This is a genomic window from Nonomuraea mangrovi, from assembly GCF_042681425.1.
Taxonomy (GTDB): domain Bacteria; phylum Actinomycetota; class Actinomycetes; order Streptosporangiales; family Streptosporangiaceae; genus Nonomuraea; species Nonomuraea mangrovi.
In genome coordinates this window covers 1-18,590 of sequence record NZ_JBHUFV010000002.1, presented here as the reverse complement: position 1 = coordinate 18,590, position 18,590 = coordinate 1, and the positions used below count along the sequence as shown (strand labels likewise).

Below are 18,590 nucleotides of genomic sequence, written 5' to 3'. Positions count from 1 at the left end.
TCCGCACCTGAACCGCCACGAGATGGAGGCCGAGCTCCGTGGCCTGCTCGGCGTCGAGAAGATCACCTGGCTGCCCTACGGCCATGCCGTGGGAATGACCGATGGGCACATGGAGGAGGTCTGCATGTTCGCCCGGCCCGGCAGGGCCCCGCTTTCCTCGACTCGCAGCTGACTGAAATTATCGTCAACTTACGCAAGCCGGAGCATTGATACGGACTGAACTTTCAGTCAAGATGGCGCCACGACACGGAGGCATCCCGCTGCGTGCGGGCTTGTGGTTGCTGGGAGGCGTCATGGCAGAGGCGGCACAAGATAGGCGTGGCTCGTTACCGGCAGAGGAAGGGGCGGGACGGCATCGCCGGGTCATCGAGCGGCATTCGATCGACTGGGTGCCGCTGTCCGAACGGCACGGCAGAGTCTCCAGTCTGGGCGCCATCTGGTTCGTGGGCAGCCTCAATCTCACCGGCTTCGCGACTGGCGTGGTCACGCTGTCCATGGGCGCCTCGCTCATGTGGACGGTGGTGGCCACGGTGTTGGGGTCCCTGTTCGGCACGTTCTTCATGGCGTTCCACTCGGCGCAGGGTCCGCAGCTTGGCCTGCCACAGTTGGTGCAGTCCCGGCCCCAGTTTGGATACATCGGGGCGGCGGTGACCGTATGGGTGTTCGCGCTGGTGAACTACATCGGCTACAACACCTCCGACGCGTTGCTGTCCGGCGATGCGATGAACACTCTGTTCTCGATCCCGAACTGGCTCGGCTACGTGGCCTCGGCCGCGATCGCCACCGCGATCGCGTTGTTCGGCTACGACTGGATCCACGCCGTCAACAAGTGGCTGACCTGGCCCTTCGCCGTCATCATGGCGGTCATCAGCGGTGCGGTGCTGTTCGCGGGCGAGCTCCCGGCCGGGGTCTGGGATCCGGGCCCGTTCGACCTGACCAGCTTCATGCTGGTGTTCATCTTCGTCGCCGGGTTCCAGCTCGGCTGGGCGCCGTACGTGTCGGACTACTCGCGCTACCTGCGTCCCGACATCCCGGTGCGCCGCACCTTCTGGTGGACCTACCTGCCCAGTGCGATCTCCGGGATCTGGGTGTTCGTCCTGGGTGCAGTGGTGTCGGCGGCCGCGCCAGCGGGGACTACGCCAGTGGCCGCCCTGAAGCTGGCGGCCGACCGCCTGGCGGCGGGGTTCGGTGTCATCGCGATCGCCGCTCTACTCGTCGGCCTGTTGTCGATCATGGCCATCAACCAGTACGGCGGAAGCCTCACGATGATCTCCATCGTCGACTCCTTCCGTCCGGTCACGCCCACCAGGACGATCCGGGTCGTGACGATCGGCGTCATGCTCGTCACGGTGGGTTCGATTGCCAACTTCGTCGGCGTCGAACACTTCAACTGGTTCTACGCCAACGTCGTGGTCATCTTGACCTACCTGTTCATCCCTTGGACCGCGATCAACCTGGTGGACTACTTCTTCGTCCGCAAAGGCCAGTACGTCGTCCGTGAGATCTTCAACCCGCACGGGATCTACGGCCGCTGGGGCTGGCGCGGCAACCTGGCCTACCTGTTCGGGCTGGCAGCGATGATGCCCTTCATGGTCATCGCGGGCCTGTATACCGGCCCCATCGCCGCTGCTCTCGACGGCGTCGACTACTCCCTGTTCGTCGGGCTGCCCGTGGCCGGCGGCCTCTACCTGCTCTTCGCCCGCGGCCTGGATCTGGCGACCGAGCGGCGCATGGTCCAGGAGGAGGGCCTGCTGGCACCACGGCACTGAGCGCTCCCACCCCCAACCGAAAGGAAACAGGAGCATGAATGACCTGACCCGCCGGGCGATGCTCGCCCGGACCGGCCTGGCCGCTGCGGGACTGACCGCGGCGCACGTGCTCGGCGACGCCGCGCCGGCACTGGCCGCCACCTGGCGCGTGCCCGGCGAGGAGGTAGCGCACAAGCGGAGCTGGATGTCCTGGCCGCACAGCACGACGATCTGGGGCAACCTGCTTTCCATTATCCAATCGGACATCGCCAAGCTGGCCAGGGAGATCGCCAAGTACGAACCGGTGATCATGTGCGCCAACGGCTCCACCAACGCCTCCAAGGCGCGCACGATGTGCGGCCCCACCGTCACCGTCATCAGCTCGGTCCCGGTCTCCGACTGCTGGATACGCGACACCGGTCCGCTGTTCCGCGTCAACGGCGCCGGCGGACGCGACGCCGTCGGCCTGAACTTCAACGCCTGGGGCGAGAACGCCACCAGCTTCTACGGCATCCCCGCCTCCGCCTACAACAACGACCGCACGCTCGCACAGAACCTGACCGCCCACCTCGGCCTGCCGTTCGCCAAGGCCGGCGTGGTCGGCGAGGGCGGCGGCATCGAGTACGACGGCGACGGCACGCTGATCGCCACCGAGAGCTGCTGGGTCAACCCCAACCGCAACCCCGGCAAGACCCGCGCCCAGATCGAGGCCGAACTGCTGGCCAGATTCGGCGCCAGCAAGATGATCTGGGTGCCGGGCGTCACCGGACAGGACGTCACCGACGGGCACATCGACGGCACCGCCCGCTACATCGCGCCTGGCGTGGTGATGGTGCAGCTGGCAGGAGCGGTCCGCCCCGACGTGTGGACCGAGAACGCGCAGGCCATCCACGACGCCCTGGTCAACGCGACCGACGCCCGCGGACGCAGGCTGCAGGTGCTGACCATCGAGGGCCCCGACACACTGCCCCGCATCCCTGCCGGCAAGCGCAAGGACTTCCTCAGCTCCTACATGAACTGGACGGTGACCAACCAGGCCATCATCACCGCGCAGTTCGGCGATACCGCCAAGGACGCGGCGGCCAAGACGGCGATCGAGGGCGCCTTCAGCCGCCCGGTGGTTCAGCTCAACCTCGACAACCTGTACGGCAACGGCGGCGGTGGCGCGCACTGCGTCACGATGCAGGAGCCACAGCCCTGACAACGGACTTCAGGGGCGATCGAATTCGACTTCGATCGCCCCTGACAGCAGCCGCTGTGCCCGCTCCAGGCTCATCGTGCCGCTCAGCCACCGCTCGCTCAATCCCTCGACCAGCGAGGTGAGACGTTCGGCGGCGTCCACTGGCTCCACCTTCGCCGAGACCAGACCGGCGGCGCGGGCCTGCTCGACCAAAGCGACCAAGTCGCCGACCCACTCGCGGGTCGCGGCCAGTAGCGGCTCGCGCAGGTCGGGATCGAAGGTGGCGCTGGCCCGCAGCTCACCCCAGGCGGAGCTGTTCTCCCGGACCGAGGGAGTGTCCTGCAGCTCCAGTGTCAGCAGCAACTCGATCTGGGCGCGCGGGTTTTCGCCTTGCTCCAGGGCGTCCTTGGTGTAGCGCCCGGCCCGCTCGCTGACGAACTCCAGGGTGCGCCGCATCAGGCCGGCCCGGTTCTCGAAGTGGTAGTAAATCAACGAGGTCGACACCTTGGCCTCGGCGGCCAACTTCTCCACCCGTAGGCCACGCACGCCGTCACGGGCGATCACCCGGACGGCTGCTTCGAGGATCAGTTGCTGACGCTCAGACATGGCACCTCACGTTACCTTGATCACACACTCATCGTTGACTGAAACTTCAATAAGTATCACTCTAGGCTGACGACATCCGTGCGGCTGCGTGTCCCGATCGGGATCCCGAGCTTGAGTGGTGGGTATGGCGGCGCAAGGGTGCCCAGGAGCTGGCGCTGAGGGCCAGGCTGATCCTGGCGCGTGAGGCTGTCGGCGAGGACGGTTTCCCAGTCTCCACCACAGGTGGTCGCGGACCAGGTCGGGGTGTCGCGCGAGACGGTCTGCTCGGAGACGTTCAAGCTGTCTACCGGCCCGTTCTTGGTCGACAAGATGCATGACGTGGACGGCCTGTACCTGGATCCGCCGGAGAGGGCGCCGGCGCCATGCGTGGACGAGAGTCCCAGATCCCGGCTTTGGATCGCCCCCAGCCCGTGCTGCCAATGATGCCCGGGGTGCCCGAGTGGGCCATCCACGATTTCCCACAAGACGCCCGCCATCAAGAAGTGGCTGCTGGCGCACCCGCGTTCCACCTTCGCCTCACCCCGACCGGCTCTTCGTGGCTGAACCTGGTGGAACGCTGGTTAGCCGAGCTGACGACCAAGCGGATACGACGCGGCGTCCACAAGACGGTGCATCGCGCTGACCACCGTTGGTGTCCTGCTCGCGGGCCGGCTGGTCCATCTGCACCCAGTTGGCCAGCGTGCCCGCATTGATGCCCAGATCCTTTGCGACCTGCGCGATCGGCTTTCCTGTCTCCCGCACGATGCGCGCCGCACCCGCCCGGAAATGCGGATCGAACCTGCGTCTGGTCTCTCCCACGACCCAACCTTCTCCTTAGGTCAGGTCTCCACGCTAGAAGGGGGAGTGCCAGCTCAGAGCCGTCGCAGCTGCATTCGGCCGCGGTACAGGTCGCCACCACGGGCCGCATACACGGGCTGGCCGGCCTGGTGCTGTTCGCCGCACCGGCGGCCGCGCCGTTCGTCCTGGCACGAGGCCTGCACGCCGGCAGCAGGGGATGGGTTGCTTACTCACGCTGGTCGGGTGCGCTGCTCATCACCTTCGCCATCATCGTCGGACTCGCCTTCCGCATGGACGTCCAGGACGTGCTCCGGCCCGCACCTGCCGGACTGCTCGAAACCACCGCCCTCCTGGTCGGAGTCGCCTGGATCACCGCCGCCGTTGCCCGTCTGCGCCGCCAGAACGCCCTCATGGAGGGGCGAGGTGGAGATGGGCCCGACGGCGCGCACCCTTGCTCTTGTCGCGACGCCCGTCCTGTCTGATCCTGCACCCGACCGCGTGTCCAAAGGTGGCGGGGCCGGTGACCGCGTCGAGCATCGCCCTCGCGCGATCGCCCCTGCTGATGTGCGGCCTGGCCAGCGCCAAGCACCACCATGCGGCTTGCCCCGGCCGGATGAGTGATCGGCACCCGCAGAGCTCGACAAGCCTCTGCGGTGCATACGGCTGATCTACCAGTACAGCAGCCGAGCTGGTCGTACACCTGCTGGAGCCAGAGCCCAACCGGCGTCGCGGCTGGCCTCCACCTGGTGTTCTTCTGGCTGCCCGACGGCCTCCGGAGGCCGAGGTGATGGCGGCCATCGCCGAGCACGGGGTGCACATGGTGGGCGTGCAGCCGTACCGGCTGGTAGAGCAGGGGCGGCAGGGCCTGATTCTCGGCTGCTCCGACCTCAGCGAGGGCCGCATCGTGGAGGGAAGGCCGCAGGGGATGGGGCCAGGAGCCGGAGGGGGTCGTTACGGCGCGGCAGGTCGGCCGGCGGCCGGGACGTAGCTCAGGTTGAGCACTCCCGTCTCGAACGCCTCAGACTTGACCAGCTTCAGCGTGTGCGTAGGGGAGTCCTCGAACAGGCGCTGCCCGTGGCCGACGGCGATCGGGTGGACGAGGAGGTTGAGCTGGTCGAGCAGTCCGTTGGCGAGGAGCCAGCGCACGGTCGTCGCGGAGCCTGACATGTGGATGTCACCGTCGACCTGCTCCTTGAGCGCGCGGATCTCGGCGACCAAGTCGCCCTGGATGAGGGTGGTGTTGGACCAGTCAGCCTTGTCCAGCGTGCCGGAGACGACCCACTTGCGGGAGCCGTTCATGATCTTGGAAATCTCCTCGTCGACCTCGGCGGTCGGCCAGTAGGCGGCCCACTCCTCGTACAGCTTGCGGCCCATCAGCATGCCGGCCGAGTTGGCCATGCCAGCCTGGACGGCGGCGCCCATCTCGTCGTTCCAGTACGGGAAGTGCCACTGGTCGGGGGACTCGACCACGCCGTCCAGAGCGATGAAGAAGTTAGAAATGATCTTAGCCATGGCTGGCTCCTTATGACCGCTGGGGTTGGTGAGGAAGAGGGTAGACCGTAAGGCGGGCTCAGGTCTTGTACAGAAGCGACAGCGGTTTCACCGGGTCCGGGTCGCTGAGCTGCGTGGCGGTATGCCCGACGTATCGGGTCAGCGACCGCGCCAGGTGCGGCTGGTCGAAGTAGCCGAGCCGGTCGATCACCCCCTGGGGCGGCACGCCCTCCTGGATCAGGACCGCGGCCTGCCGGGCGCGCTCGATACGCCGGATGGCTCCGCGGGTGAGTCCGGTGGACGCGGCGAACCGCCGCTGGAGGGTGCGCTCCGACACCTCCGGCGGGTCGCCGTCCAGGGCCGCGGCGACGATAGGGTCTCGCTCGAGAACGCCCTCGCGCACCATCCGTCGGACGAACTCCTCGGCGTTGTCGTAGTCGGGACGGCGCCAGGTGGATCCTTTCAGCCAGAAGGATCTGCGCGTACTGCCGGGGATCACAATGGACCTGTCTACGAGCCTGTGGACCGGCAGGTGGGGCATTGAGCTACCGAGGGAGAACACGATCCCGAAGAAGGTGGCGTCCTCGGGCACCGGGGCGGTGCTCGCCTTCGACTCCGGCCCTTGGACGGACGTGCTGACGTGGCCGCGGTGCTCCCAAAAGACCAGGTCCCAGTACGGCGTCGCCACCGAGGCCATCTGATCGACCGCGAAGCTTCGGCTCCGCCACACCCGTTCGATGTACGGCGAATCAGACGACCGGCTCTCGACCTCCAACCCCATCCGCGCAGTGTGCCACGAGATGGGGTAACTCGCTCATTGACACTTGAAATGATCAAGCTACGGTGAGCTCCGTGGAGCTCCCGCACCGCGCTCCGAGCAGCCCTGTACCGCGTCGAAATACAGCCACGACGGCTCTCACCTGCGGTTTGACTGGGTGCATCCCCCGCAGGAAAGATCGCGTCTTGTGCTCGTCCGCCTGCTCTATCTGATCGTGCTCCGGGTGTTCGGCTGGCTGATGTTGCTGGGCCGCAGCCAAGCGTCGAAGCACGTTGAGATCATGGTGCTGCGTCACGAGGTGGCCGTGCTGCGGCGTCAGAACGGATGCCCGAAGCCGGACTGGGCAGATCGGGCCGTTCTCGCGGCGCTGGCCCGGTGGCTGCCGACGGTGCTGCGCCCATCGGCTGGTCACCCCGGGCGACCTTGCCGGCTTGGCATCGTCGGCTACTCCGCCGGACCTGGACCTACCCGCATGGGCCCGGGCGTCCGAGGACGAGCCGGGAGATCCGGGACTTGATCATTCGCGTGTCGCGGGAGAACCCCGCGTGGGGCTACGGTCGCGTGCATGGGGAACTGGTGCGGCTCGGCTACCAGATCAGCGAGGCGACCGTGCGGCGCGTGCTGTGCTCACGCCGCTTCAGCCCGGCGCCTCGAAATCTCGATACTTCCTGGCGGGCCTTCCTGCGTGCCCAGGCCAAGGGGCTTCTGGCCTGCGATTTCTTCCATGTTGACACGATCTTTCTGAAGCGCGTGTACGTGTTGTTCGTGATGGAGGTCCATACCCGGCGCGTGCACATTCTGGGTGTGACCTGCCACCCGACCGGCGCGTGGACCGCTCAGCAGGCCCGCAACCTCCTGATCGACCTTGGCGAGCGAGCGGCGTCGTTCCGCCTTCTTATCCGCGATCGGGACGCCGAGTTCACCACCGTCTTCGATGAGATCTTCGCCGCCGCGGGCATCACGGTGTTGAAGACGCCGCCTCGGACGCCGCCGGATACTCGGCGGAGCGATCAGCGAGTACCGCCGAGCAATCGCCGAGCGGCGCCGCGACTCTGTCACTTCCGAGAGCCGGAGCCGACGCCCGTCGGGACCAGTTGGGCAAACTGGATGACCTGAACGGATGACATCATCGGCAGGGACAGTGTCCCCACCGTCGTGTCCGTCGACAGTCCCGGGGGTGAGCGGGTCGGGGCGGTCGTACCCGGTCTCACCCGCTGGGCGTGCTCGACCGGCGGGGCCTCAGCTCGGCGGGGATGAGCCGCGAGCCGCCGGACGCGCGACCCTCGATGCGCTGGACGAGCAGGTCGACCGCCTCCCGCGCGGTCCTGACCGGGGCGAGGTCGAGGGCGGTGAGCGGCGGCTCGCCGGTGCGCGCGAGCTGGCTGTCGACTCCTACGGAGACCAGCAGGTCGTCGGGGACGCGGACGCCGCGCTCCTTGGCGGCTTTCAGCAATCCGGTGGCGAGCCACTGGGGTGGTGCGTAGACGGCGTCGGGTTCCAGGTCGAGGGCCGCGGTGGCGGCTTCGACGGCGCTGCTGTCGAGCCTGTCGGGCCGGGTGAGGATCGTGATCGGCTCGATCCCGTGGTCGTGCGTCCACGCGGTGTAGGCGCGCCTGCCCTCGACGAACCACGACCACTCGATGTCGACGGTCAGCAGGGCGATACGGCGGGCGCCGGCGGCCGCCAGATGGTCGAGGACGGCGCGGGTGCCCGCCGTGCTGTCGGTGGCCACCCACCAGGGGTCGGCGGGGCGGGCGGCGTCACGTCCGACGGTGACGGTGGGCAGGCCCAGCTGGTCGAACAGGCGCAGCCGGGGGTCGGCGGGCAGCGGGTCGACGACGATGGCGCCGTCGACGACGAAGCGGCGCAGGTCCTCGGGTGCGCGCAGGGGCGGGAGCTGTAGGAGGGCCTGGTCGTGGTCGAAGGCGGCCTCGACGACGCTCATCGCCAGTGTCAGGTAGAACTCGACGGCCAGGATGTGCTGGGCGTGCTCGGCGGCGGCGCCGAACGGCAGGAGGAGGCCGATGGTGTCGGCACGGCCTGAGCGCAGCCGTTTGGCCGTGCTGTTGGGGCGGTAGCCCAGGCGTTCGGCGGCGGCGATGACACGAGCGCGGGTGGCTTCGTCGACTCTGCCCTTGCCGTTGAGGACATGGGAGACCGTGGTCGCTGAGACTCCGGCGACCTCTGCGACGTCGCGGATGCGCGGACGCGGTGGGGAGGCCATGCCCGCCAGCATAGTGCCAAATCGATTAGGCACGCCCTCTTGCGGTGCCAAATCGATTTGGCTTACAGTCGCCGCCATGGTGAAGCCGCTGGCAAAGCGTCTCGACGACCTGTGCGAGACGCAGCCCTTCGAAACGGGTTGGTCCCTGCTCGATCTCCGTACCGGTGAGCGTGCCGGACGCTCGGGCAGCCGTCCGTTCCCCGCCGCGAGCACCCGCAAGGTGGCCGTCATGATGGCGGTCCTGCGCGCCGCGCACCGTGGCGAGGTGGATCTGGGGCAGCGTGTCACCATCGACGAGCGCTACCGCGATCGCGTCTTCACCGGCTCACTCCAGCATCTGGAACCCGGGCTGTCCCTGTCGCTGCGTGAAGCGGTGACCCTGATGATCATCCTCAGCGACAACCTCTGCACCGCCCACGTCATCGACCTGATCGGGCTGGACGCGGTCAACGACCTGTGCGCGGCGGCCGGCCTGACCGGCACCCGGCACCGGCACGCGCTCATCCCCCCGCTGGCCCCCGACCACCCGGTGGACGCCAGCAACGTCACCACCCCCGACGACCAGGCCCGCCTGCTGGGACTGGTCGTCAGCGGCGCCGAGGGCACCGACGAACGGCTCGGCTGCCCGCCGTCCCTGTGCTCCTTCGCCCTCGACGTCCTGCGCGGCCAGCAGTTCCGCGACGCACTGCCCGCGCTGCTGCCGTATGGAACCCCGATCGCCCACAAGAGCGGCGTCGGCTGGCGCGACGTCAGCGACGCCGGCGTCTTCTACACCGACGGACGGCCCCGCTACATCCTGGCCGTCTACACCGACGAGGTCCCCGCCGTCCTGCCGGACGGACTGCCGGGGGCCGCCCTTGCGCGTACCCACATCGCCACTCTCAGCCGGGCGTGCTGGGAGGAGCTGCAGCCGTGAGGAGACCCTTATGACCACCCCACTGACCGGCCGCTTCGCAGCGGCCTGCCTGGCCGTCACCACCGCGTGCGCGCTGACCACGGCGTGCGGAGGCGGCACCGGCACCGGCCCGACCTCCACCGCACAGAGCGGCGCCGTCCTCCGCTTCGCCTACACCGCCTTCCCCTCGACGCTCGACCCGCACAAGGCCTCCACCGCATGGGACGAGCTGTACATCCTCCCCGTCTACGACCGCCTGGTCACCATCACACCCACCGGCCAGATCGCCCCGATGATCGCCGAGTCCTGGACCGTGGACAAGCAGAAGGCCACCTTCACCATCCGCGGGGGAGCCACCTTCCACGACGGCACCGCGCTGGACGCCGAGGCCGTCCGCGCCAACCTCGACCGAGCCATGAACGACCAGGCCTCCACGGCCAAGCCGTTGCTGAAAATGATCACCTCGGTGCGGGCGGAGGCGGGGAAGGTGACCATCGAGTTCACCGGCTCCGAGGCCGACCTGCTCAACGCGCTCGCGCATCGCGGCGGCGCGCTCGTCAGCCCGCGCGCCTTCACCAAGGCCGACCTCGACCGCGCGCCCGTGGGGTCAGGCCCGTACCAGGTCACCGGCTACCGCAGAGACGACCGCGTCACCTACCAACCCTTCGCCGGCTACTACGACAAGAGCGCGCAACGGCTCAAGGGGCTGGAGATGACGTTCGTCAACGAGGACGACACCCGGCTCAACGGACTCAGGTCAGGCCAGTACGACGCCACCCTCATCCGGCCCGAGCAGGTCGGCGCCGCCCGCGACGCGGGACTGCAGATCAACGAGTTCCTCACCGGCCTGGTCTACCAGCTCAACATCAACTCCTCCCGATCGAAGTTCGCCGACAAGCGCGTACGGCAGGCACTCAACTACGCCGTCGACCGCCGCGCCATCGCCGACGAACTGCTCCTCAACTCCTGCCAGCCGACCGTCCAGCCCGCACCCCAGGGACACTGGGCACACGAACCCTCGCTCGACACCGCCTACGCCTACGACCCGGACAAGGCCAAGAAGCTGCTCGCCGAAGCCGGCGTCCCCGACGGGTTCTCCTTCACCGCCCTGGTGTTCAACAACGCCGCCTTCGTCCAGCTCGCCGAAGCACTGCAGGACGGCTTCACCGCGGTCGGAGTGGAGATGAAACTGCGCCCGATGAGCGCCGACCAGTCGATCGACCTCTACCAGAACAAGGGAGAGGCGGACGCGCTCGTCAGCCAGATCGGCGCGGCGGGCACCGACCCGCGCCTGGTCACCCAGCAGAACTACCTGAAGGACGGGCTCAACAACCCGGGCGACCTTACCGTGCCCGAGATCGAGAAACTGGCCGAGCGCGCGGCCACCGCCGACCGTGCCGTCCAGCAGGAGAACTACCGGGAGATCGTCAAGCTCGTCGCCGACGCCGCGTACAACGTCCCCATCTGCAACCGCAAGCTGTTCTTCGCCACCAACGACAAGGTGAAGGACTTCGACAAACTCCTCACCGGATACGACGACATCCGCGTCGTGGGCATGAGCTGACGATGGTCGTCTACCTGGCCAAACGGATCGTCGGCGCGGCGGTGGTGCTGGCGGTCGTGTCGGTGATCACCTTCGCGCTGGCCTTCCTGGTACCCGGCGACCCCGCCATCCACCTGGCCGGCGAGCACGCCACCAGGCAGGAGATCGCCGCCGTCCGCGCCGAACTCGGCCTGGACCAGCCGCTGGCCGTCCGCTACCTCACCTGGGCCGCCGGCGCGCTCCAGGGCGATCTCGGCACCTCGCTCTACAACTCCCAGCCGGTCAGCGAGATCCTCGCCGACCGGCTGCCTGTGACGCTCTCGCTCGCGGTGGCGGCCATGGCCGTCGCCGTGGCGATCTCCCTTCCGCTCGGCGTCCTCGCCGCGGTGCGGCGCGACGGCAGGCTGGACCGGATCATCTCCTCCGTGACCGCCCTGGCGGTCGCCACCCCGTCGTTCTGGCTCGGGCTCATGCTGATCCTGGCCTTCGCGATCGCCCTGCCGGTCTTCCCCGCCACCGGCTACCGGCCGCTCGAGGACGGCGTGACGGTCTTCGCCGCGCACCTCGCGCTGCCCGCGGTGACTTTGGGCGTGGCCGCCGCCGTCGAGCCGACCAGGCAGCTACGCGCCGCGCTGGCCGACGTCCTCGACGCCGACTTCATCCGCACGGCCAAGGCCAAGGGACTGCTGCCCGCCGCCGTCGTCGGCCGGCACGCACTCCGCAACGCCGCGGTGCCGTACGTGACGGTGATCGGCCTGGAGACGGGCCAGCTGCTCGGCGGCGCCGTCGTCGTGGAGTCCGTCTTCGGGTTGCCGGGGCTCGGAACGCTGGCCGAGATCACGGTGACCCGGCAGGACCTGCCCGTCCTGCAGGGCATCGTGATCGTCAGCACGGTCGTCGTGGTGGCCGCCAACCTCGCGGTCGACCTCGCCTACCGCTGGCTCACTCCGGGAGCAGCCGCGTGACCATCATGACTCTGAGATCGCGGGGCGGACGGACGTGGGGCAGGCGGGTGGACGTCACGCTCGCCGTCGTCCTGCTGGCCCTTCTCGTCCTGGCCGCCGTCCTGGCCCCGATCATCGCGCCGTACGACCCCACCGACCAGGATCTGCTGCACCGGCTGGAGGGCCCGGGCGCCGCCCACTGGCTCGGCACCGACGAGTCCGGCCGTGATGTGCTCAGCCGGCTGCTGTACGGCACCCGCGTCTCGCTCGGCGCCTCCCTGCTCGCCGTCGCGGTTGCGGTGACCTGCGGCGTACCCTCCGGCGTGGTGGCCGGCTACCTGGGCCGCGGCTTCGACCTGGTCGTCTCGCGCGTCGCCGACGCCGCCCTGTCGATCCCCGGACTCGTCCTGGCCATCGCGATCGCCACCGCCCTCGGCCCCAGCCTCACCAACGCCATGATCGCCGTCGGCCTCGTCTACGCGCCCGGCTTCTACCGGGTCGCGCGCGGCGCGACGATCGCGGTACGCGGGCGGACCTACGTCGAGGCGGCGATCACGACGGGATGCTCCACCCCGCGGATCATCGTCAGGCACGTCCTGCCCAACGTCCGAACCCCGCTCGTCGTCAAGACCTTCCTCACGTTCGGCTACGCCATCCTCGCCGAGGCGAGCCTGAGCTTCCTCGGCATCGGCGTCCAGCCGCCCGAGGCGAGCTGGGGGTCGATGCTGAAGCGGGCCGTGCGGCACCTGGAGCAGGCGCCGCTGCTGGTCATTCTCCCCGGTCTGGTCATCCTCGCGGCGGTGCTCGCCTTCAACACCATCGGCGACGGCCTGCGCGACACGCGGGCCCACAGAGAACGGGAGCCGTCATGACGCTGCGGGTATCGGGCCTGTCCATCTCCGCCGGCGTCGGCGACCGGGCGGTCCCGCTGGTCAGGGACGTGTCGTTCACACTCGGCCCCGGCCAGGCCTTCGGCCTGGTCGGCGAGTCGGGCTCGGGCAAGTCGATGACGGCTCTCGCGCTGCTCGGCCTCCTGCCTCGCGGCGTGTCCGTGACCGCCGGATCGGTGAAGCTCGGCGACACCGAACTGGTCGGCCGCGACGACAGAACCCTCGCCGACCTGCGCGGACGCAGGATCGCGATGGTGTTCCAGGACCCCATGGCCTGCCTCAACCCCGCGCTTCCCGTGGGCCGGCAGATCAGCGAAGTGCTCACCCGCCACCTCGGGCTCGGCCGCTCCGCCGCCCGGCGGCAGTCCGTCGACCTGCTCGGCGCCGTCGGCATCGAGGATCCCGGCAGGCGGGCGGGGGAGTACCCGCACACCTTCAGCGGCGGGATGCGCCAGCGCGCGATGATCGCCATGGCCGTGGCCTGCGAGCCCGACGTGCTGGTCGCCGACGAGCCGACCACCGCACTCGACGTGACGATCCAGGCGCAGATCCTCGACCTCCTCGTCCGCATGCAGGACGAGCTCGGCATGGCCATGCTGCTCGTCACCCACGATCTCGGCGTCGTGGCCGGCACCTGCCACCGCCTGGCCGTCATGTACGCGGGCACGCTCATGGAGGAAGGCCGGGTGGGAGAGGTCTTCGAGGACCCGCTCCACCCCTACACCGCCGCCCTGCTGGCCGCCGCCCCGGAGAACGCCATGCGCGGCCGCCACCCGCTCGCGCTCCCCGGCACCGTCCCCTCGCCGGGGGCGCTGCCGGACGGCTGCGCGTTCGGCCCACGCTGCCCGCACGCGCACCAGGAGTGCCGGACACCACCGGCCGACCGGAGGGTCACCGACTCCAGACGGGTGCGGTGCGCCAGACACGACGCGCTGACCCTGGAAGGAGTCGACCGGTGAGCATCGTGCTGGAGGCACGCGAACTGACCAGGACGTTCCGTGGCGCGGCACGGCCCGCCGTCCACGAGGTGTCCTTCACCGTGGCGGCCGGCGAGACGCTCGCCGTCGTCGGCGAGAGCGGATCGGGCAAGTCCACCACGGCCAGGATGCTGGTCGGCCTGGTCAAGCCCGATCGCGGCCAGGTACTCCTGGACGGCGATGACATCGCGAACCTGCGCGGACGCGCGCTGCGCTCCCGGCGCAGGGACCTGCAGATGGTCTTCCAGGACCCGCTCGGCTCGCTCAACCCCGCCATGACGGTCGGCGACAGCATCGCCGAACCGCTGCTGCTGCACACCGACCTGGACGCCGCGGCACGCGCCGAGCGCGTCGCCGAACTGCTGCAGCGGGTCGGCCTGCGGCCCGAACACGCCGGTCACCCACCCACGCGGTTCTCCGGCGGCCAGCGCCAGCGCATCGCCATCGCCCGCGCGATCGCCTGCCGTCCCCGCGCGCTGGTCTGCGACGAACCGGTCTCGGCGCTGGACGTCTCCACCCAGGCCCAGATCCTCGACCTGCTCGCCGAACTGCGCGAGACGACCGGCTTCGGCTGCGTCTTCATCTCCCACGACCTGTCGGTGGTACGGCTGATCGCCGACCGGATCGGCGTCATGCGCCGCGGCGAACTCGTCGAGATCGGTCCGGCCCGGCAGGTCTACGAAGACCCGCGGCACGACTACACCAGAGCCCTGGTCGCGGCGGTGCCGTCCCTGCGCGCCCGCCGCCCCCTCACCACACGACCCGTCACGAAGGAGGTGGATGGGTGAACGAGCCCGTCCGGCTGACCGAGATCGACGTCATAGGCGACGGCAGGGCCGCAGGTCACGCCTACGGCGAAGCCGTCCGCCACCTGGTCCGCGACCATCACGGCCTGATCGTCGAAGGGCTGGCCGCCCGCGGCATGCCCGTGTCGGAGGCCAGGAGACACGCGCTGGCCGTACGGGAGGCCACGGCACCGTTCGCGCCCGACCTGGCCGCCGAGGTGGACGGGGTGGGGGAGGGGGCGGGCCTGACCGCCGCCGACGCCTGGATCCTGCAACTCCGCGCGGAGCTGACCGGCTGGGGCACCGCCGTACCCGAGTGCAGCTCGCTCGCCCTGGTCGGCCCCGGCAGACCGGCGGGGCCGCTGGCCGCCCAGAACGCCGACCTGCCACCCGCCTACGGGTCGCTGTTCGTCGTGCTCAGGCGCCGCCCGTCCCGCGCGCCGGCACTCATCACGGTCACCCCGGCAGGGCAGCTCGGCCACCACGGGATGAACGCGGCGGGGGTCACCGTGTTCGGCAACTTCCTGCGTGCCGCGGGCTGGGGGATCGGGGTGCCCCGCTACCTCCTCACCCGCATCGCGCTGGCCAAGACCAGCAGGCGGCGCGCGGCCGACGCGGTGGGCGCGGTGCCCCGCTCGGGCCCGCGCAACCTGCTCATCGCCGACCCCGAAGGCGCGCTCGACATCGAGACGACCCCGTCGGCCGTCGGACGGCTCAAGCCCGTCGACGGTGTCCTGATCCACACCAACCACTTCGTCAGCGACATCTCCGCACACGAGCGGGCACCGAGCGCCTGGCTGCGCAACTCACGGGCCAGGCTGGCCCGCCTCGGCGACCTGCTGTCCGCGGCGGGCCCCACCGCGGGAGTGGCCGAGGTCGCCACGATCCTGGCCGACAGGGCCGGCGCACCCGACGCCCTCTGCCACCACGCGGCCGACGCGCCGGACGTGGACATCGCCACCGTGATCTCCACCATCGCCGACATCGGCGCCAGGCGGCTGCATGTGTGCGCGGGACCTCCCGACACCGGCGTCTACACCGTCTACCCCCTGCAGGAGTCATGATGAACGAGCTGGTGTACCTGTCGGCCGCGCAGGCGGTGGCCGCGTTCACCGCCCGCGAGCTGTCACCGGTGGAGGTGATGGACGCCGTCATCGAGCGGGCCCGCCACACCGAGGACACCGTCAACGCCTTCGCCGAGCGATGGTTCGAGCAGGCCACCGAACAGGCCCGCCAGGCCGAACGCCGCTACGCGGACGGCACCGCGCGGCCACTCGAAGGGCTGCCCGTCGCGATCAAGGAGGAACAGCCCATCGCCGGGCATCCACACCGCGACGGCTCGCTGATGCTCGCCGACGAGATCGCCACCGTCACCCACCCCATCGTGGACAGGATCGTCGCCGCGGGCGGGATCATCCACGCCCGCACCACCACACCCGAGTTCTGCGCGGGCGGCTTCACCCACAGCGACCTGTGGGGAGTGACCCGCAACCCGTGGAACCCCCACTACTCCAGCGGCGGTTCCTCCGGCGGCTCGGGCGCCGCACTCGCCGCGGGCACCGCCATGCTCGCCACCGGGTCCGACATCGGCGGCTCCATCAGGATCCCGGCCTCGTTCAACGGCGTCGTCGGCTACAAGCCGCCCTACGGGCGGGTGCCCGGGCTGGCGCCGTACAACCTCGACCACTACTGCCACGACGGGCCCATGGCGCGCACCGTCGCCGACTGCGCGCTGCTGCAGAACGTGATCGCCGGACAGCACCCCCGCGACCCGGTGTCGCTCCCCGTGCCGGCTCCCCTCCCCACCCGGCCGGGCCCGGTGGCCGGGCACAGGATCGCGCTGTGCCTCAACCTCGGCGACTACCCGGTCGAGGCCGAGGTGGCGGCCGCGACCCGGCGGGCGGCCGACACGCTCACCGAGGCCGGCGCGGTCGTCGAGGAGATCGAGCTGCCGTGGAACCGGGCCGAGATCATGCGTGCGGCCTGGGCCCACTACGGCAGCATCTTCGGGCCGTACATCGCCCACGAGGTGAGGACCCGCGGCGACGGGCTGACCCGCTACGCCCGCGACTTCATGGAACGCAGCCTCAAGGCCGCCGCCGAGACCGGCTTCTACCGTGCGCTGGAGGTCGAGACACGCGTCCACGCCGACCTGGCGGATGTCTTCGACCGCTTCGACGCGATCGTCTGCCCCACCTCCGGCACCCCCGCCCTCGTCGCGGGCGAGGACCACCTCGAAACGCCGCTGGTGGTCGACGGTGTCACCCTCGACCACAACCTCGAAGCGCCGCTGACCGTGCCGTTCAACCTGGCCAGCCGCTGCCCCGTGCTGAGCGTCCCGTCAGGACGGTCGGCGACGGGAGTGCCGACCGGCATTCAGGTGGTCGGCAGGCCGTACGACGACCACACCGTCTTCGCGATCGGCACCGTGATCGCCGCCGCGCTGCCCTGGTACACCCGCGACGACTGGCGGCCCACGCTGTGAGCCGCCGCCACGGGACCACGCAGACCAACGACGACCTGGGCCGGACACCGTTGTTCCCCGTCCTGCTCGACCAGGTCCGTGACTTCTTCGCCCACATGGAGGGATCTACATGCCGTTGCTGGTCAAGATAGGTGTCCTCGAACTGACAGTCGGCGTGCTGACAGGTTGGTTCATGGTCTACATCACGCGCACGCCACGCGCCGAACGCCTCAGAAGAGGTCTGCGCGACCCCCGCAGGGTGCGGCAGGGACACATCGAACTGCTCATGATGGGCACCATGCTCATCGCCATCGGCGCCGCCGTGCCGTCGGTGCCGACGGTGGCGCTGATCCCGATCGTGGTGTTCTCGTGGGTGGCGCCGCTCTCGTTCTTCCCCGTCGCGATACAGCCGGAGCTGGCCGAGCACCCAGTGATGCGCTGGCTTGACAACGCCATGTTCGTGGGGCTCTCCGCCGGATACGTGGTCCTCGCGGTGAGCGTCCTGGCGGCGTAGCGGGGTCGTGCGATTGCGGGCCGGTCCGGCCGGTGCAGGGTCAGCCCGCAGGATTCCCATGAGGTCGGCCCACGCTGGGCTGCCGGCTGCAGCACGGCCCCCAGCTCAAACGGCGGGCGTTCTTCTTCACGGCATGGTGGGGCGGGGCCGCAGGCCGTGGTCGAAGATCTCCAGGCTGCGCTCGATCTCGGCGCCCACCTCGCCGGGATCGATGCGGCAAGTCGATCGCCAGCGTGGACAGGCCGTGGCACAGGCACCACAGCGTCACCGTGACCGAGACGGGCCCGTCGCACCAGTGCCCCCTCACGCTGCACGCTCGCGACCCCACGAAACTCAATATTCGAGCGGCACACCCGGCGCGCGACCTCAAACCTACAAGCCTGACCAACCTCTCCCGCCGGCCGACCGCCGCCCCCGCCGCAGCGGGTACTGAGCGGGCCGTCGCGTCATCACATCCTGAGAGGCGCGCCGGCCGGCCGAGTTGCTGGTCGAGGACGCCGGTCCCGACCCGAGCACCACAACGCCGTTGATCACGGAGCCGGGCGGCCTGACGGAGCGGCCGCTGCGGCCGATCGTCAGCAGCGCCTCCTACGACATGATCCAGCAGACGGACCAGGCCCGCGCCGATGAGTGCCGAGCCTGAGAGCGTCCCAGCCGGGGGTTCCTGGCCCGCCCGGACACCCGCGAGCGCCCGCCGAGCCGGCACTCCACCCTGTACGACTCTGCTGGTTAACTCGGATTGGTGGCTCCGGTTCATGATCTGATGGTGCCTGT

Annotated in this window: 19 protein-coding genes and 1 pseudogene; 15 read left to right on the top strand and 5 right to left on the bottom strand. The window is 69.6% G+C overall.

The genetic code is table 11. From position 1 onward, the window contains the following. Positions 1–7: 7 nt before the first annotated feature. The 3 genes from ACFSKW_RS00120 to ACFSKW_RS00110 all read left to right on the top strand — a co-directional run bounded on the left by ACFSKW_RS00120 (position 8) and on the right by ACFSKW_RS00110 (position 2,949). Entirely contained in the window at positions 8–172 is a 165-nt protein-coding gene (locus tag ACFSKW_RS00120; protein WP_379567749.1) for an agmatine deiminase family protein, read from the top strand. A gap of 121 nt (positions 173–293) precedes the next feature. Further along, on the top strand, positions 294–1,769 hold the full coding sequence (locus tag ACFSKW_RS00115; RefSeq protein ID WP_379567743.1) for a purine-cytosine permease family protein: 1,476 nt from the start codon (positions 294–296) through the stop codon (positions 1,767–1,769). 34 nt (positions 1,770–1,803) lie between these two features. Then, entirely contained in the window at positions 1,804–2,949 is a 1,146-nt protein-coding gene (locus ACFSKW_RS00110) for an agmatine deiminase family protein (protein ID WP_379567742.1), read from the top strand. 9 nt (positions 2,950–2,958) lie between these two features. On the opposite strand, the gene ACFSKW_RS00105 is transcribed toward ACFSKW_RS00110, so the two are convergent. After that, on the bottom strand, positions 2,959–3,534 hold the full coding sequence (locus ACFSKW_RS00105) for a TetR/AcrR family transcriptional regulator (RefSeq protein ID WP_379567740.1): 576 nt from the start codon (positions 3,532–3,534) through the stop codon (positions 2,959–2,961). Between the two features lie 264 nt (positions 3,535–3,798). On the opposite strand from ACFSKW_RS00105, the pseudogene ACFSKW_RS00100 reads away from it, so the two are divergent. After that, positions 3,799–4,157: pseudogene (locus ACFSKW_RS00100) on the top strand (transposase); the annotation flags it as partial. Here ACFSKW_RS00100 and ACFSKW_RS00095 read toward each other — a convergent pair. Next, positions 4,051–4,332, bottom strand: a complete 282-nt coding sequence (locus tag ACFSKW_RS00095; RefSeq protein ID WP_379567747.1) for a transposase — start codon at positions 4,330–4,332, stop codon at positions 4,051–4,053. The pseudogene ACFSKW_RS00100 and the gene ACFSKW_RS00095 sit on opposite strands and share 107 nt — an antisense overlap. On the opposite strand from ACFSKW_RS00095, the gene ACFSKW_RS00090 reads away from it, so the two are divergent. Continuing rightward, positions 4,239–4,793, top strand: coding sequence for a DUF998 domain-containing protein (locus tag ACFSKW_RS00090; RefSeq protein WP_379567738.1), 555 nt, complete (start codon positions 4,239–4,241; stop codon positions 4,791–4,793). The genes ACFSKW_RS00095 and ACFSKW_RS00090 overlap by 94 nt on opposite strands. A 469-nt stretch (positions 4,794–5,262) precedes the next feature. On the opposite strand, the gene ACFSKW_RS00085 is transcribed toward ACFSKW_RS00090, so the two are convergent. Together ACFSKW_RS00085 and ACFSKW_RS00080 are read right to left on the bottom strand one after the other, a co-directional pair. After that, complete coding sequence (locus ACFSKW_RS00085) at positions 5,263–5,823, bottom strand: dihydrofolate reductase family protein (RefSeq protein ID WP_379567736.1); 561 nt, start codon at positions 5,821–5,823, stop codon at positions 5,263–5,265. Positions 5,824–5,881: 58 nt separating this feature from the next. Next, a complete protein-coding gene (locus ACFSKW_RS00080) occupies positions 5,882–6,583 on the bottom strand; it encodes a helix-turn-helix domain-containing protein (RefSeq protein WP_379567734.1) in 702 nt (233 codons plus the stop codon). Between the two features lie 510 nt (positions 6,584–7,093). On the opposite strand from ACFSKW_RS00080, the gene ACFSKW_RS00075 reads away from it, so the two are divergent. Next, positions 7,094–7,696, top strand: coding sequence for a hypothetical protein (locus tag ACFSKW_RS00075; protein WP_379567732.1), 603 nt, complete (start codon positions 7,094–7,096; stop codon positions 7,694–7,696). Between the two features lie 91 nt (positions 7,697–7,787). On the opposite strand, the gene ACFSKW_RS00070 is transcribed toward ACFSKW_RS00075, so the two are convergent. Continuing rightward, on the bottom strand, positions 7,788–8,804 hold the full coding sequence (locus ACFSKW_RS00070; RefSeq protein ID WP_379567730.1) for a LacI family DNA-binding transcriptional regulator: 1,017 nt from the start codon (positions 8,802–8,804) through the stop codon (positions 7,788–7,790). Positions 8,805–8,880: 76 nt separating this feature from the next. On the opposite strand from ACFSKW_RS00070, the gene ACFSKW_RS00065 reads away from it, so the two are divergent. The 9 genes from ACFSKW_RS00065 (at position 8,881) to ACFSKW_RS00025 (ending at position 17,816) form a co-directional block, all read left to right on the top strand. After that, positions 8,881–9,720 (top strand): serine hydrolase, encoded by an 840-nt coding sequence (locus tag ACFSKW_RS00065; protein WP_379567728.1) that lies wholly within the window; start codon positions 8,881–8,883, stop codon positions 9,718–9,720. Between the two features lie 10 nt (positions 9,721–9,730). Then, positions 9,731–11,263 carry an ABC transporter substrate-binding protein gene (locus tag ACFSKW_RS00060; RefSeq protein WP_379567726.1) on the top strand — a complete coding sequence of 511 codons (1,533 nt, stop codon included), beginning with the start codon at positions 9,731–9,733 and terminating at the stop codon, positions 11,261–11,263. Between the two features lie 2 nt (positions 11,264–11,265). Continuing rightward, the gene (locus ACFSKW_RS00055; protein WP_379567724.1) at positions 11,266–12,207 is read left to right on the top strand and encodes an ABC transporter permease; all 942 of its coding nucleotides are present in this window, start codon (positions 11,266–11,268) and stop codon (positions 12,205–12,207) included. A 5-nt stretch (positions 12,208–12,212) separates the two neighbouring features. Beyond that, positions 12,213–13,058, top strand: a complete 846-nt coding sequence (locus ACFSKW_RS00050; RefSeq protein ID WP_379567745.1) for an ABC transporter permease — start codon at positions 12,213–12,215, stop codon at positions 13,056–13,058. Further along, a complete protein-coding gene (locus tag ACFSKW_RS00045; RefSeq protein WP_379567722.1) occupies positions 13,055–14,035 on the top strand; it encodes an ABC transporter ATP-binding protein in 981 nt (326 codons plus the stop codon). The genes ACFSKW_RS00050 and ACFSKW_RS00045 overlap by 4 nt, the downstream gene beginning before the upstream one ends. Beyond that, positions 14,032–14,841: an ATP-binding cassette domain-containing protein gene (locus ACFSKW_RS00040; protein WP_379567720.1), complete on the top strand. Its 810-nt coding sequence runs from the start codon at positions 14,032–14,034 to the stop codon at positions 14,839–14,841. The genes ACFSKW_RS00045 and ACFSKW_RS00040 overlap by 4 nt, the downstream gene beginning before the upstream one ends. Continuing rightward, complete coding sequence (locus tag ACFSKW_RS00035; RefSeq protein WP_379567718.1) at positions 14,838–15,902, top strand: C45 family autoproteolytic acyltransferase/hydolase; 1,065 nt, start codon at positions 14,838–14,840, stop codon at positions 15,900–15,902. Before ACFSKW_RS00040 ends, ACFSKW_RS00035 begins: the two co-directional genes overlap by 4 nt. After that, positions 15,902–17,323, top strand: coding sequence for an amidase (locus ACFSKW_RS00030; protein WP_379567716.1), 1,422 nt, complete (start codon positions 15,902–15,904; stop codon positions 17,321–17,323). Before ACFSKW_RS00035 ends, ACFSKW_RS00030 begins: the two co-directional genes overlap by 1 nt. Positions 17,324–17,432: 109 nt before the next feature. Then, positions 17,433–17,816, top strand: a complete 384-nt coding sequence (locus ACFSKW_RS00025) for a hypothetical protein (RefSeq protein WP_379567714.1) — start codon at positions 17,433–17,435, stop codon at positions 17,814–17,816. Positions 17,817–18,590: the final 774 nt, after the last annotated feature.